This window comes from Paenibacillus sp. ALJ109b, assembly GCF_010747435.1.
GTDB classification, from domain to species: Bacteria; Bacillota; Bacilli; order Paenibacillales; family Paenibacillaceae; genus Paenibacillus; species Paenibacillus taichungensis.
This window is the reverse complement of record NZ_JAAIFP010000017.1, coordinates 24,847-39,104: the sequence shown is the minus strand read 5'-3', so window position 1 is coordinate 39,104 and position 14,258 is coordinate 24,847. Positions and strand designations below refer to the sequence as shown.

Sequence of the window (14,258 nt, the reverse complement as noted above, 5' to 3'; positions counted from 1 at the left end):
TCTATCGGAAGAGCAGCCCATGCAATAGCAGGTGCTGCTTTTTGTATTTTATAGGAAGTTAATATCAGCAAAATGTTACCTATAACGAGAACAAAAGGTTCAATGGTTAGTAGGAATGAAGACCAAACTATTGTCATTGAGTGGACAGATATGAATGGTAACAACTTTGAAGAGAAACTGATCTTAAGAGAAAAATAACAGAAAAAAACCGAAGCGAGTGCCTGGAGTCCCGGCAAACTTGCTTCGGTTTTTCAATGCTTGGTTAAACGTTAGGCATTCCTTAGTGAGACTTAGCTTGCTGCTGGCAGAGATACAGCGGATTTCGTTACTTGTACCGTAATCGTTTCAGTGCTTGTCACACCCGCTGCATTGATCAGCTCGGCACGATACGTGTACGTTCCATTCGCGTGACCGAATACATCTGTCACAGCGCTTTGTGCATTAGGTGTTACTGCGTTCAGTGCTTTGGTATCGATCAGTTGACCATTCTCATAGAGACGGTACTCTGTTGCATTTGTTCCCCACCACAGATTCATCGTCACTTTGTAGTTGCCGTCCCCATCCCAATTGTCTTGGGAGAGAACTGCTTTGCCAGGGGCAGCATTCGCAACTTGTACTGTGAGTACTTCACTGCGAGTTGTACCCTTGGAGTTCGTCAGCTCAGCTACATAGGTATAAGTACCGTTAGCTTTGCCATTGATCGTTGTTTGGGCCGTTTGCGCCGCTGGTGTAGAGTCTGTCAGTTTTTGTGTGTCAATCAGAACGCCATCTTCATACAGCTTATAGCTTGTGCCATTGTCACCCCACCAGAGGTTCATCGTAACCGTATAAGATCCTTCGGACAGACCGTTGCTGTAACCATTGTTGGATGTAAGCGCCGGCTTACCTGGTGCGCCAACAGCTGGCGTCGAAGGTCCTTCTTCGCCGCCTTCTTCAACTGCTACGAAATCGTTCAAGCTTCTAGGCTTCAGTTGAAATACATCTTTGAAAATAGCGGCAACACCTGTCACGCTGATTTTATCGCCTGCTGCATAAGGGAAGGTCGTTTGCGTTACACCTGTGCGTGTATCCACACGTACATGCGTGCTTGTTCCGTCCGCTGCAACCGCATCGAATTCAAACGAACCTACCGGTGTTGCACTGATGATGTTCTCAATAGTTACTTCTTTCAATTGAACGAGTTGACCTTGGTTTGCAGCCGTAACTGCTGGCACTTCAAGGGCAGCAGGGATGGAGGCTGTACCCGTTTTCTCGATCGCTACGATATCTGTAAGCTCAAATTCACTGTTGTACAGCGCCGTTGCTGCGGTTACTTTAACCACATCTCCAGCGTGGAAGCCGCCAGTGCTTTGGAAAACATAAAGGCCGCCGGTTGTGTCTTGAAGATAGAAGGATTGTCCACCAAAAGCGCCTGGCTCTGTAGTAACTACACCCTCAACCGTAACTGTTGAACCAGCTGCTTTGGTGCGTGCATCAGCAATGCTGATTGTTGCCGGGATTGGTCCTTCTTCTTCCGGAAGCTGCTCAGCCGGAACATTGCCGACGGTAACTGCAGTCGTGATCAGGTTGCTGCCGTTCAGACGCAGACGCAGACTGGCAGCGCCCGTTGTACCTGATTTAATGCGGACATTCAGGTCCTTGATTGCGCGACCTTTGCTGTCGGAAGTTACGCTAAAGTTGGAGCTGTAACCATACGAAGTCGGCCATGTACCACCTTCATTCTGAATCATGGCGACCTGTGTTCCGCCAGTCAGGTAAATCCCTGCACTGTAACCGGAAACGGTTGTGTTCGCAGGCATGTTCTCTACAACCACACGGATCTGGAAATCCTCCGCATTAGGAAGGGTGTCCTGCTTCACGAAGCTGTAGGAAGCGTTCGCGCTTGAAGCTGGTCCACCATAAGAACCTGCTTTGAATGTGGAACGATCATACCACTTGTATCCTGCAGCTGGTGCGGCCCAAGGTTCAGCCTGTGGTTCTGTGGAAGCAGCAGGTTGTTCGAACGGAAGCAATGCTGTTGCATTATCCAGTTGAAGTCCGCTCACTTGAGTCAAGCTAGTGTAACTTTCTTGATTAGCAAGCCAGTTAACGGTATTGACGAGCAATTTGCCATCATCAACTTCTTTGAAGCCGTCATACGTTGTTTTGCGAGCGCCAGTCTCTTCGCGCAGATATTTCGGTGAAGCATCTTCAACCGGAGAGGAATCCCCGATAAACGCTGCTTTACCTGCACCCAACTTGGATACGGCTACGTAAGGACCTTCTTCAACTCCACCACCGTTGTATACGCCCTGGTCAACAGCGTTTGGCCAAGCTGCATTCGTTTTCGGCAGGTATACAATACCTTTAGCCTTTGTTGGATCGGTGATCGCAAGAGTTGACCCTGCGTGCATGGCTACAGCGGATACACCTTCCGTAATACCAAATGCCTGTCCAGCAGGCACAATGTTAGTAGCGTTAATATCGCCTAATGCGTTGTAACGGAAGCGTACGCCGAAATTATCGGACAGCCAGTCCGTGCTGGTTACATTTTGCATAGCCTCAGAGTTACGTTCCTCTGTGCTCATACCTTTGGCTGGATCTTCGAATGCGCCACGACGATAGCCGTTAATCGCTTCAGAACCGTCCCAGCGGTTTTTGTTACGGTCAGCATTGTAGTGATCTCCAATGAAGAAGATGCTGCCGCCTTTTTCTACATACTCTTTCAAGGCTGCCTGTTCTGTCGTTTTGAAGGGAACATTGGGTTCAGCAATGACAAACACGTTATATTCTTTCAGATCGTCATAGGTAAAAGGAGTCGTCTTGCGCAGTTCCTTTACATAATATCCATCATTCGCGAGTGCATTGCCGAAGTCCGAGAAGCCTCCGTCAATGACCCAGTCAGCCGCTCCGGCTGTCTGTGCATGAGTATTGTCGAACAATACTTTCTTGCCTGCATTTCCATTAACAACCTTTGCCTGAATGAACGGTGCAGGGTCTGTTGCCCATTCGGCCTGAACCGTTGCGTCTCCATTCCACAATCCAATCTGAAGCGGCAATGCCATGGATAATGCCAGGAGTGATTTTACCCATACTCCTCGCATACGTGTCAATTTACCCAACCAAATCCCTCCCAAATATTAGTTAAAACATGAGTTCGTCCATATTCTAACACACCAAAATCTCACATAGTCATAACAATTTGTAAAAACGAACTCGACTTTTGTAAAAATAAGTCCTTTGTCATGCTCGATAGAGTAAATTTTGATACTTTCTAACATCAGATGTTGATTTCACGTCATTTCTGCTCATGAAAAAAGCCATCTCTTATGAGATGACTTTGGCCCGAATGCGATTGACGGCATGGAATACCGAGGATTTGATCATGCCTTCACTACGGTTAACGAGCTGTGCGGTTTCCTTGATGGTGTACCCGTGAATCACGCGTAATTCAAGAATTTTGCGATGCTCCGTATTATTAATGATCGACACAAGGTCGTTAACACCTTCAGAGATCTCCAATTCGGATGTATCACAGTGATACGTCTGCATCTCCAACTTGCTGTCCCGCTTCAGTGTACGGGTTCGCTTGCGGAATGTATCCATGGCGAGGTTACGGGCAATTCTTTTGAGGTAGTAGAGAAGCCGTTCTTCCGGAATATCTGCCGATACATTCATCATTCGAATGAAGCACTCCTGCGTGAGATCCTCTGCATCCTGTTGATTTTTGACGATCTGAGATAGATACCGTGTCACTTCTGATTTATAGTTTATATAAGCATCATGAATGGTTGTTTTGTTCACGTGATGTTTTCCCCTTTGGATACCGTTCTGGCTTTGTCCGGTCTGGTTTGTTCTCTGTGTTCCAAGTATATCGGGATGATGTTTCCAAAGACGCCAGACTTGTATCCGAGTTGTAACATTTCCGGTGAACCTCTGTTCAATCCTGGAGCAGAGATACAAAATATAAGGCAGATGAAATTCATAGAGCAGGGAGATTAAGATTCATCATGAGACCGAAACAGATTTTGATTATTGAAGACGAAGAGTCCATTCGCGACATCCTGTCCTATTCTTTGCGCAAGGAAGGATTTGAGATGACTGAAGCAGCAACAGGCAGAGAGGGCTTAGATCTGCTCAGAGAGTCCAGACCAGACTTGATTCTGCTCGACCTGATGCTGCCTGATATGAGCGGGTTCGATGTATGCAGACAACTTTCTGTGAATTCGAAGATTCCCGTAATTATGATTACGGCGAAGTCCGATATGCTGGACAAGGTGCTCGGCATGGAGCTGGGGGCGGACGATTATATTACCAAGCCATTCGACATTCGTGAGGTAGTTGTGCGCATTCGGGCCATTTTCCGCCGGATTGATCTAATCAGCGAGACGCTGGAGAATCAGTCTTATGAAGTGGTACGGCTTGGCAGACATATTGAGATACGCAAGGATGAGCGTGAAGTCTGGAAAGATGGGGAACGCGCCGGACTGACCAATAAGGAGTATGATCTGCTCTTATATTTGGTCAACCATCACCGCAAAGTACATACAAGGTCCGAGTTGCTTGATAAAGTGTGGGGATTCGATTTTCCCGGAGATACCCGGACGGTAGACATTCATATTCAGCGCATCCGCAAGAAGCTGGATAGTGGGGAGCAGGGGATTTCACTTATCGAGACGGTCTTCGGCGTAGGATACAAACTGAATATTCAGGTGCATACATGAAGTGGACGATCCAGTTCAAAATGGTCGTTCTTTTCTCGGTCATCGTATTTATCGGTTTTTCGGCCTTGCTCATTATTTCGAATAAAGTGGGTGAGGAGAACATGTACAGGGAAGTGCAGGAGGACATGGTGCAATCCAAAAAAAACCTGGATATCGCGCTCAATCAATACTTCCTGATTCATAACAAACGGATTAGTGAGGACTCCCTGGGAACAGGGAATCGGGACCTCGCAGAACAGATCGGCTCCGCAGTAGGCGGCAAGGTCATGGTCTATCGATCTGATGGCACTCCGTTTAGCACCGTGGGTGCGGAGGCGAAGCTGGCTGCTGCTCAAACCTCTGATCTACAGGCTGCCATGAAATCAAAGATCGCCTATACAACCGTGGTGGACAAAGGCAGAGTAACAGGGAATTTGTCCTTCCCTGTGCTGTCGGAGGGGAGCATCCTTGGCATTATCCAGCTGGAAAGGGATTATACAGATCTGTTCAAACGGCATCTGCGATTTCAGAACACCATCAAGGGCTTTGCAGCCGTCATTTTTGTGTTTGTTTTCATTGGATCTGTCTTTATTTCACGCCAGATTACGAAGCCGATTCGTGTGCTGACAAAACGTTCAGCCGAAGTTGCACAAGGCAGCCTGAATGCAGACATCCACATCTCTACGAAAGATGAGATTGGAGAGCTGGCTTCCAGCTTTACGGTCATGATTGCTCGGGTAAAGGAGCAGATAGACGTGATTGAAAGAGAACGGGATGAGGTCAAGCATTTACAGGCACGTAACAAGGTTTTTTTTGACAATGTGACGCATGAATTAAAGACACCGCTGACCACGATACTGGGGTATGCCCAGATTTTGCGGGATAATGGATTTACAGATCAAGCGTTCTTCGATAAAGGTTTGAAATATATTATCAATGAGAGCCAACGCCTCAACGTGATGGTTGCGGATATCCTTGAAGTGACCGTATCATCTACACCGATTCAGACCTTCCGTTTTGAGCGGGTGAATGTATCGAATATTATTCGGGAAGCCTGCGAAGACATGTCCATCAAGGCGGGCAAGTACAATATTGGCATTCGCTATGAACTGGAAGAAATGCTGTATGTTCAGGGAGACTGGAATAAGCTCAAGGAAGTTTTTTTGAATGTGCTGGATAACTCGGTCAAATACGGGAATGTGAATTCCATCATTCAGGTCCAATCATTTCGGCTGGGGGATTCAGTAGCTATACTGATTCGTGATGAAGGAGAAGGCATTCCGGAGGAAGCGCTGAAGCATGTATTTGAACCCTTTTATCGGGATAATGGAATGAACAGGACAGAGAAGGGAAGCGCTGGGCTGGGCTTGTCAATTGTGAAAAACACGGTGGAGCAGCATGGGGGAACGGTGGAAATGAAGAGTATATTAAATAAGGGAACACAGGTGAATATCAGTCTGCCTGGAGAATCGGACGTATGAAGAAACGAGGATTTTGGAGCAGATATCGCGATATGCTTATGTTATCCGGTTTGCTGATTGTATTTGTTGGAGGTATCTTTGGCATTGGTAGCCTGTTCAGCATTGGACATGGGAAGCCCAGAACCGTCATTCTGCCGGATAAACAGTTCAACAGCCGTCTCACCCCGCCGCCAAGCAGCACCATTCAGATTGAGTCGGCTACCAAGCTGCCCAATGACTTTGCCATTTATGATTTTGAAGTAGCAGATCCCAACACGGTCATATTGAATCGGCCGGATCGTTCCTATACCGGGATCAAGCTGTCACAGCTGCATATGGATGATAATCTCTTGAAGGACATCGCCACAAATACAGAGTATGGCATTACTCTGAGTCCGGATCAGAGCAAGATGATTTATTCCCAATACCGATCGACTCAGGCGCAGAAGACAACCTATGAATATGACTTGAAAACTGGAGAACATCACAAGCTGAAGAATGACAACTCCTATTCACGCGTCTTTGTAGGTAATGAATCCTACATCGGATATGATGACCTGGTGTTCAACATGGTGGATCTGAGTACAGGAAAGAAACACGAATTGTACAGTTATGATGAGTTAGTTGCCAAGGTTGCACAGGTGAGTAACATTTCAAGTCCGGATGATACGCTGATTATGCTGGATTCATATGAGATTAGCCGGGATTTATCACGGGTGTATGTGCTGGTTAAACTGAAAGAAAATTACGCCGTCTATAGCTTCTCTCTGAACGACAAAAATGATATCACCGCATACACCCCTGCCCAGGATATACAGCAGTTTAAGGTATTGAAGAATGGGGACATGCTGATTCAGGGCATGATCAACAACGAACAGGGATTGTATAGATATCGAGAGGATACCAAGAAGTTTGAGCTGCTGGTCAAAGGGCCCATCTGGAGCTTCGATCTGGATGAGGAGGAGTCCCGCATTGCCTATTTTTTGACACTCGAAGGACAGAAGAACGAGGTGCACATTGCCTATCTGAATGACCGCAAGCTGGGGTCCGATACAGTTATCTACCGAAATATCGATTACTTTATCAAGTTGAAATGGAATGACAGCAATCTCTTTGTTGTCGGGAGCTCTATGGAAAAAAGCGAGTTATATCGGTTTAGCTTCCGAGCTTGGTAAAGATGTGAATATGAAAGCTCAGAAATTAGGCCCTATGGAATCAAGTCGCTATGTTAAGGACTGAACCCATAGGGCCTTTTTGTGATTTGAACATTTTGCATAAATCCAAAGAAGGCCTTTCAATCCAATGCGCTAAAGGCTGATTTTACAAATTGGATACAAGTCCAGATTGGACCGATACATCTGATGGCTATAATTACCTCTATTACATCGATGAGAGGAAGCCGGATTCATGCTGCGAGTAGAACAGGTGTCACACACATTCCGCAATGCACAAGGGACTGTTCCCGTATTGCAGGACATTAACATATCCGTGGGTAAGGGTGAGATGGTTGCACTGCTGGGAAGCTCCGGTTCAGGCAAATCGACGTTATTGCATCTAATGGCAGGTCTGATGAAGCCGGACACAGGCAAGATCCTTATAGCAGATCAGGATATTGTGCGTATGAGTGAGAACCGACTGGCGGAATTCCGCCGAACACATATTGGCTTTATTTTTCAGGCGTATGAGCTGCTGGCGAACCTGACGATTCGGGAAAATGTGGAGCTGCCGCTCGTGTTTCAGGGCATTCGCCCATCACGGCGTAGGCAAAAGGCGATGCACCTGCTGGAACAGGTTGGCCTTGTCGGCAAGTCCGAATTATTCCCTTCCCAGCTATCGGGAGGGCAGCAGCAGCGCGTCAGCATTGCGCGTTCACTGATTACGGAGCCGTCCGTCATATTCGCGGACGAGCCTACCGGGAACCTGGATACGCGAACGGAGGAAGAGATCATTTCCATTTTGCAACAGCTGAATCGGGAGATGCATACAACATTTGTTATTGTCACGCATGAGGCTGAAGTGGCGGAGCAGATGCAGGTTGTCATTACATTGCAGGACGGATGCTTGGTGGAGAGTGGCCAGTCCAAGGCAGTAGAGCAAGGAGAGCGGTTGTGAGAGTTCTGGATGTGTTGCGAATGTCATGGGGACAGATTGTGCGCAGGAAGGTCGTAACTCTACTGTGCATGATTGGCCTGTCCATCGGTTGTGCAGCTATGATTATTGCATTAAGCGTGGGGCAGTCGGTACAGGTCTATGGTGAGAAAACGTTAAATGAGAATTACAAAATGGATGAGATTACGGTATCTCCCAATGAGGGAATCGGTTCGAGCGGAAGCAATGGGCAGACGTCCACCTTCGAACGCGGAGCACTGACGGCTCGAAAAATCGATATTATTGCCAGCCTTCCACATGTTGTCGCCGTTGCTCCGATGCTGAAGCTGGATATGCTGGAGATGGCTACATTGGATGGCAAAAGCTCCAATGTGGAAGTCATCGGGACAGAGCTTGGATCATTGAGCCGTTTCGGCTACCGTTTTGACAAAGGCGGGGCATCGGGGATTAGCGGAGCCGCTATTGTGAATTACGGTGCAACCTTCGGACTTGTGGACGCCGAGGTGATCCGCGAACTGAACAACAAGCTCATGGAGGATTCGTTTAATGACGAGTTTATACAGCAGTATATGGCGTTGATGGCTACCCAAACCGAGCTGTTTCAGGCACAGTTTAACCTGAAATATCAGGACATGAATGATTCGTCCAAAGCCAAAACAAGTTCGCCTTTGCGAGTGACGGGTGTGCTGAAAGTACTTGGCGGCATGAGTGAGAACAATGCGATGTATGACAAAAAAGTCTATGTTTCCCTCGAAACCGCCCGGATGCTCGCGGAACAGTTCCAGAGCAGTCAGGCACAGGCCGCGGCAGCAGGACGGTTGAACTCGGCGCTCGTGAAGGTAGAGGACAAAAAGTATGTGGCACAGGTGCAGGAGCAGATTCAGAAGCTGACATTGATGACAGACAGCAATCTGTATCAGGAGCAGGCGATGAAGGAACAGCTTGGCATGTACCAGAAGGCCGCTATGGGTATAGGGATATTCGTCATGTTGCTGGCTTCGCTGTCCATTATTGTTGCGATGATCATGTCCACGCATCAGCGCCGCAAACAGATTGGCGTCATGAAGGTGCTGGGAGCCAATCTGTGGCAGATCAGGCAGATGTTCATTACTGAAGCTGCTGTACTTGGAGTGTTGGGTGGCATTGTTGGTGTCTTCATCGCTTACGGAGCCATTCAGGGGGTAAATGGACTACTCCAAGGACAAATCTCAATGGAGGCAAGCACACCTCTCCAAGTGGTTATTGAGACGTCGGCCCTGCCTGCTGGTATAGCGTTTGCGGTGTTCACCGGAGTACTCTCGGGAATCTATCCGGCGATTAGCGCCTCGCGTACAAATGCGTTGCAGGTAATTAAATCGGCATAAATAAAGCAGAGATACAGGGGAAGCACAGTTTAGGGACTGAACAGACAGAATCAACAGACAGATTCAATGAAGGGACATACGGCAATGAAGAACTCGGCAATAAGCAAATGGTTAAAGAGAATCATCATGATCGGACTGCTCGCAGGCGCTGGATACTTCCTGTACCAGCAATATAAACCGGTACCCGAAGCGCCCATCGAGGCCCCGCAGCCCATTACATTTGAAGTCACACAGGAGACGATCACGCAGGAAATTCAGGTCAAAGGCAAGTCGGCTTATGCCAAACAGACGGATGTGTACGCTCCTTTTGCCTCGAAAATAAAGCAGTGGAATGTGGAGAATGGGGAGCACATTCACAAGGGAGCCGTCATGTTCTCGCTTGATTCGAAAGCATTGCAGACGGAAGTGCAGCAGTTGGAGACCGATATTGAGAAATCGAGGCTGGAAGCTCAATTGAATGAGATTGGTCTTACTCAGGGAGAGGGCCCAGAGCAATTGGGGGTTACCGAAGAAGAACGGAAGAAAGCCTTCGCCGAGCGGGAAACAAAACGACTGACCAACGAAATGAACAAGGAATCCATCGCTGTAAAGGAGCAGGAGGTTCAGGCCAAGAAAGCGGTCATCGGTTTATCCACCGTGTACGCGCCGGTATCCGGTGTGTTTCTGATAAACGATACGGAGACTAAGACACGTATGGTGGGTGAAGGTCAGTATGTGGGTACCATTGTGGACACAGGCAAACTACAATTTGTGGCGACCATTAGCGAGCAGGAGCTATTCAAAATCCAAGCAGGTATGCCTGTAAGTGTACATATGACGGGAAACAAGGAGGTTCCGTTAACCGGAAAGGTCAGCAAAATCTCCAAGTTTGCCAAAAAGGGAACAGAGACAGATCTGAAGCAGCCGTCCCAATTCGATATTATCATTGATCTGAAGCCAAACGCCAAGCTGATCGGTGGATTAAGTCTGGAAGGCAAGATTGAAACGCTGCGCAAGGAGAAAGCGACGGTCGTTCCCACGCTGGCGGTCATGCGGGATCAGGATACGGCATATGTGATGCTGGATCAGGGCAACGGGCAATATGTACAGCAGACGATTCAAACAGGCATCGAGACAGATGACAAGACTGAAGTATTGAACGGCTTGAAACCAGGAGATATTGTAGTGCTTCCATAAAAAAAAGAGCTTGAGAATATGCTATGTCAATTAGCTCATTACGGGGGATAAGCCCGTGATGAGCCTTTTTTATGGCTTGGGGAGGCACATCTCAGAATTCCTGCTAGATTTATGGAATTAAATATAATAATTTTTAATAAATTCAATTTACAGTAATATTTACATGAGTTATAATCGATTCATAAGGAGGTGGACACGCGATGTGAGGTTTGTATCGAGGGTAAGCCTTTTTTTAAAACCTCTAAAAGTAAGCGCTTACTTCATTTAAGTCTGAGCAATGCCTTGAAAGCCGTTCACCAAAGATCACCCGCACACACCTACAGATGTTATTCCCCTTGCTTTGTCACTTAACCTCAGTGTAAGACACCATTTCTGTTTCTTGTTTCACACCTTATTGTGGTTGACCTAGCTTGACCCAACTGAACTACATTCATGGAGGTGAAGTCCCTACAGCTCATCCATACGTTCTCTACCGTGCATAGCATCTTGCCGACACAGAGGATCAGACATGAGTATATACCCAATCCAAGTACAGGAAAGGTGGAACCCTAATGACAAGATCGAAAACCTTATCGAAAGGCGGAAAGGTGCTTCGCAGAAGTGTAAAACAAATGCTGGCAGCAACGCTGCTCGCGGCGGGAATCTTCCCGGGCATGGCTCCAGGAGTGAGTCAGGCGGCTGAAGCGCATGTGGATAATCCGTTTGTCGGAGCTACAGCGTATTTAAACCAGGATTATTCCGCTCTCGTGGATACGTCCATTGCCCTCACCAGTGATGCGTCGTTAAAAGCCAAGATGGAAACGGTCAAATCCTATCCAACGGCAGTCTGGATCGACCGTATCGCAGCCATTAATGGTGGAACAGACAATGCCGGACGCAAAAGTGTGGAGCAGCATCTGGATGCTGCCTTGGCACAAAAGAAAGCAGGTACTCCCATTACCGCTTCATTCGTTATCTACAACTTGCCTGGGCGGGATTGTCATGCCCTTGCATCCAATGGTGAACTTCCACTAACACAGGCTGCCCTGCAGACGTATCGAAATGATTATATCAATGTAATCGCCGATATTTTTGCAAAGCCCAAGTATCAGGACATTCGCATCATCGCTATCATTGAGCCGGACAGTCTGCCCAATCTGGTAACTAATCTCAGTACACCAGCTTGTGCCCAGGCGAGTTCAACAGGCATCTATGAAGCTGGCGTGAAATACGCCTTGGAAAAGCTGCATGCCATTCCGAATGTGTACAACTATCTGGATATTGGTCACTCCGGCTGGCTTGGGTGGGATAACAACCGTACAGGTGCAATCTCGCTGTATACCAACGTTGTCCAAGGAACAGTAGCAGGTCTGAACAGCGCGGATGGCTTCATTACGAACACGGCGAACAGCACACCGCTGAATGAACCGAATCTGCCTAATCCGGATCTGAACATCGGCGGACAACCGATCAAGTCTTCCAAGTTTTACGAGTGGAATCCTTACTTTGACGAAACCGATTTCACTGCGGCACTGTATAGCGGATTTGTACAAGCTGGCTGGCCGGCCAGCACAGGCTTCCTTATTGATACCAGCCGAAATGGATGGGGCGGGGTGAACCGTCCAACGTCTGCCACAGGCAGTGATATTAACACGTATGTGAATTCCGGGCGTGTGGATAAGCGTGATCACCGGGGGAACTGGTGTAATAACAGTGGAGCAGGGATAGGTGAAGCACCTAAAGCAGCACCAGGACCAGCCCATCTGGATGCCTATGTATGGGTCAAACCTCCAGGTGAGTCTGATGGCTCCAGCTCGGAAATTCCGAACAACGAAGGAAAAGGTTTCGACCGGATGTGTGATCCAACGTTTACAACTCGTGATGGTGTGTTGACGGGTGCACTGCCTAATGCACCAGTGTCAGGTCACTGGTTCCATGACCAATTCGTCATGCTGGTGCAAAACTCATTCCCTGTTCTTCCTGCCAGCAATGGTGGAGGGGGTGGAACGACAGCTCCAGCAGCTCCGGCAACACTGTCTGCGACAGCAGGTAACGCACAGGTTTCCCTGAGCTGGACAGCCTCCACAGGTGCGACCAGTTATAACGTGAAACGGGCGTTGAGTGCATCGGGTCCATTCACTACGGTTGCTGCGGGCGTGACCGGCACATAGTATGCCAACACAGGTCTGATCAATGGAACAACCTACTATTATGTAGTTAGTGCCGTGAATGCTGCGGGTGAGAGTGTGAATTCGACAGTACAAAATGCTGTGCCAGTTGCAGGCGTAACCGCTCCTGCCGCACCAACAGCTCTGACAGCTACGGCAGGCAATGCGCAAATCAGCTTGTCCTGGGCGGCTTCTGCAGGAGCGACAGGTTATAACGTGAAGCGGGCGTTGAGTGCATCGGGTCCATTCACTACGGTTGCTGCGGGCGTGAGCGGCACATCCTACACGAATACAGGGCTGACCAATGGAATGACCTATCATTATGTGGTTAGTGCCGTGAACGCTGCCGGGGAAAGTGTCAATTCTGCTGCAGCTTCTGCAACACCACAAAGTGTAGTTGTTCCGACCAGTGACCTAGTTCTGCAATATCGTGCGGGAGATACCAACGCGGCAGATAACCAAATCAAACCGTATTTCAACATCAAAAACGTAGGTAACACGGCTGTAAACCTGAGTGATCTGAAAATCCGTTATTACTTTTCCAAAGAAGGTACCGCAGCGATGGACTCTGCAATTGACTGGGCTCAGGTCGGTGGTGATAACATCCAACGCACATTCACCGATTCCTATGTGGAGCTGAGCTTTACTTCTGGAGCAGGTGCGATCCAGGCAGGTGGACAATCCGGGGATATCCAGCTCCGCATGTACAAAACGGACTGGAGCAACTTTGATGAAACCAATGATTATTCCTACGATCCAACCAAATCATCCTATCAGGACTGGAACAAGGTGACCCTCTACAAAGGCGGAACCCTGGTCTGGGGCATTGAGCCTTAAAAGGAGCGAATACGAAACAGGGGCGTTTCCAAGTCATGTTCATGACTGGGGGGCGCCCCTGTTTTCAATTTTAACGAATGGAGTGCATCTTATTTCGTGTAATGGAGCTGGTGCAATGTTTTAACGAATCGTATACACGTTATTACCAGGTTTTCGCCCTGTGTTTACTCTGTTTCCGATGGTTTTTACCAGATAACGTACTGGAGTTCGTTAGTTTTTCTATTGCCCGCTAATCTTCGTAATAAGGTGTGCTCGTATCGTTAGAGACCTGAACAACACTGAATATTGATCGTTTTGGACGGATATTTGCCTATGTCACAGCAGGTGGGATGTCTATAATAATACCCGATGGGCAGGATGAAGCTGCTCTGATGGAGAGAGATTGGAAGGGGGACGGAGTCAAAGAAGTCTGTTCAGGAGAGTTATTCATTTATATTATTGTAAGCGCATTCAGTGAAATTTGAAGGATATGAACGTCTGTAT

At 47.9% G+C, this 14,258-nt stretch carries 8 protein-coding genes and 1 pseudogene; 7 read left to right on the top strand and 2 right to left on the bottom strand.

Translation table 11 applies throughout. The features are described 5' to 3' along the window. Positions 1 to 290 precede the first annotated feature (290 nt). Positions 291 to 3,101, bottom strand: coding sequence for a chitinase N-terminal domain-containing protein (locus G3352_RS17955; RefSeq protein WP_481856307.1), 2,811 nt, complete (start codon positions 3,099 to 3,101; stop codon positions 291 to 293). Positions 3,102 to 3,306: 205 nt separating this feature from the next. After that, the gene (locus G3352_RS17950) at positions 3,307 to 3,783 is read right to left on the bottom strand and encodes a sigma-70 family RNA polymerase sigma factor (RefSeq protein ID WP_163758478.1); all 477 of its coding nucleotides are present in this window, start codon (positions 3,781 to 3,783) and stop codon (positions 3,307 to 3,309) included. A gap of 206 nt (positions 3,784 to 3,989) precedes the next feature. Here G3352_RS17950 and G3352_RS17945 point away from each other — a divergent pair, with 206 nt between their 5' ends. From G3352_RS17945 to G3352_RS17915, 7 genes and pseudogenes are all read left to right on the top strand, one after another. Continuing rightward, complete coding sequence (locus G3352_RS17945; protein ID WP_024628875.1) at positions 3,990 to 4,703, top strand: response regulator transcription factor; 714 nt, start codon at positions 3,990 to 3,992, stop codon at positions 4,701 to 4,703. Then, positions 4,700 to 6,163, top strand: a complete 1,464-nt coding sequence (locus tag G3352_RS17940) for a sensor histidine kinase (protein ID WP_163758476.1) — start codon at positions 4,700 to 4,702, stop codon at positions 6,161 to 6,163. Before G3352_RS17945 ends, G3352_RS17940 begins: the two co-directional genes overlap by 4 nt. Beyond that, the gene (locus G3352_RS17935) at positions 6,160 to 7,317 is read left to right on the top strand and encodes a hypothetical protein (RefSeq protein WP_163758474.1); all 1,158 of its coding nucleotides are present in this window, start codon (positions 6,160 to 6,162) and stop codon (positions 7,315 to 7,317) included. Before G3352_RS17940 ends, G3352_RS17935 begins: the two co-directional genes overlap by 4 nt. Before the next feature lie 232 nt (positions 7,318 to 7,549). After that, complete coding sequence (locus G3352_RS17930; RefSeq protein ID WP_163758472.1) at positions 7,550 to 8,254, top strand: ABC transporter ATP-binding protein; 705 nt, start codon at positions 7,550 to 7,552, stop codon at positions 8,252 to 8,254. Next, a complete protein-coding gene (locus tag G3352_RS17925; protein WP_163758471.1) occupies positions 8,251 to 9,615 on the top strand; it encodes an FtsX-like permease family protein in 1,365 nt (454 codons plus the stop codon). The genes G3352_RS17930 and G3352_RS17925 overlap by 4 nt, the downstream gene beginning before the upstream one ends. A gap of 66 nt (positions 9,616 to 9,681) precedes the next feature. Beyond that, positions 9,682 to 10,791: an efflux RND transporter periplasmic adaptor subunit gene (locus tag G3352_RS17920; RefSeq protein WP_163758469.1), complete on the top strand. Its 1,110-nt coding sequence runs from the start codon at positions 9,682 to 9,684 to the stop codon at positions 10,789 to 10,791. A gap of 551 nt (positions 10,792 to 11,342) precedes the next feature. Then, positions 11,343 to 13,775, top strand: a pseudogene (locus tag G3352_RS17915) (glycoside hydrolase family 6 protein). The last annotated feature ends 483 nt before the right edge of the window (positions 13,776 to 14,258 follow it).

Excerpts from the sequence above, each read along its gene's own strand:
- G3352_RS17945 (WP_024628875.1), top strand. The coding sequence starts at position 3,990 with ATGAGACCGAAACAGATTTTGATTATTGAAGACGAAGAGTCCATTCGC.
- G3352_RS17940 (WP_163758476.1), top strand. The coding sequence starts at position 4,700 with ATGAAGTGGACGATCCAGTTCAAAATGGTCGTTCTTTTCTCGGTCATC.
- G3352_RS17935 (WP_163758474.1), top strand. The coding sequence starts at position 6,160 with ATGAAGAAACGAGGATTTTGGAGCAGATATCGCGATATGCTTATGTTA.
- G3352_RS17930 (WP_163758472.1), top strand. The coding sequence starts at position 7,550 with ATGCTGCGAGTAGAACAGGTGTCACACACATTCCGCAATGCACAAGGG.
- G3352_RS17920 (WP_163758469.1), top strand. The coding sequence starts at position 9,682 with ATGAAGGGACATACGGCAATGAAGAACTCGGCAATAAGCAAATGGTTA.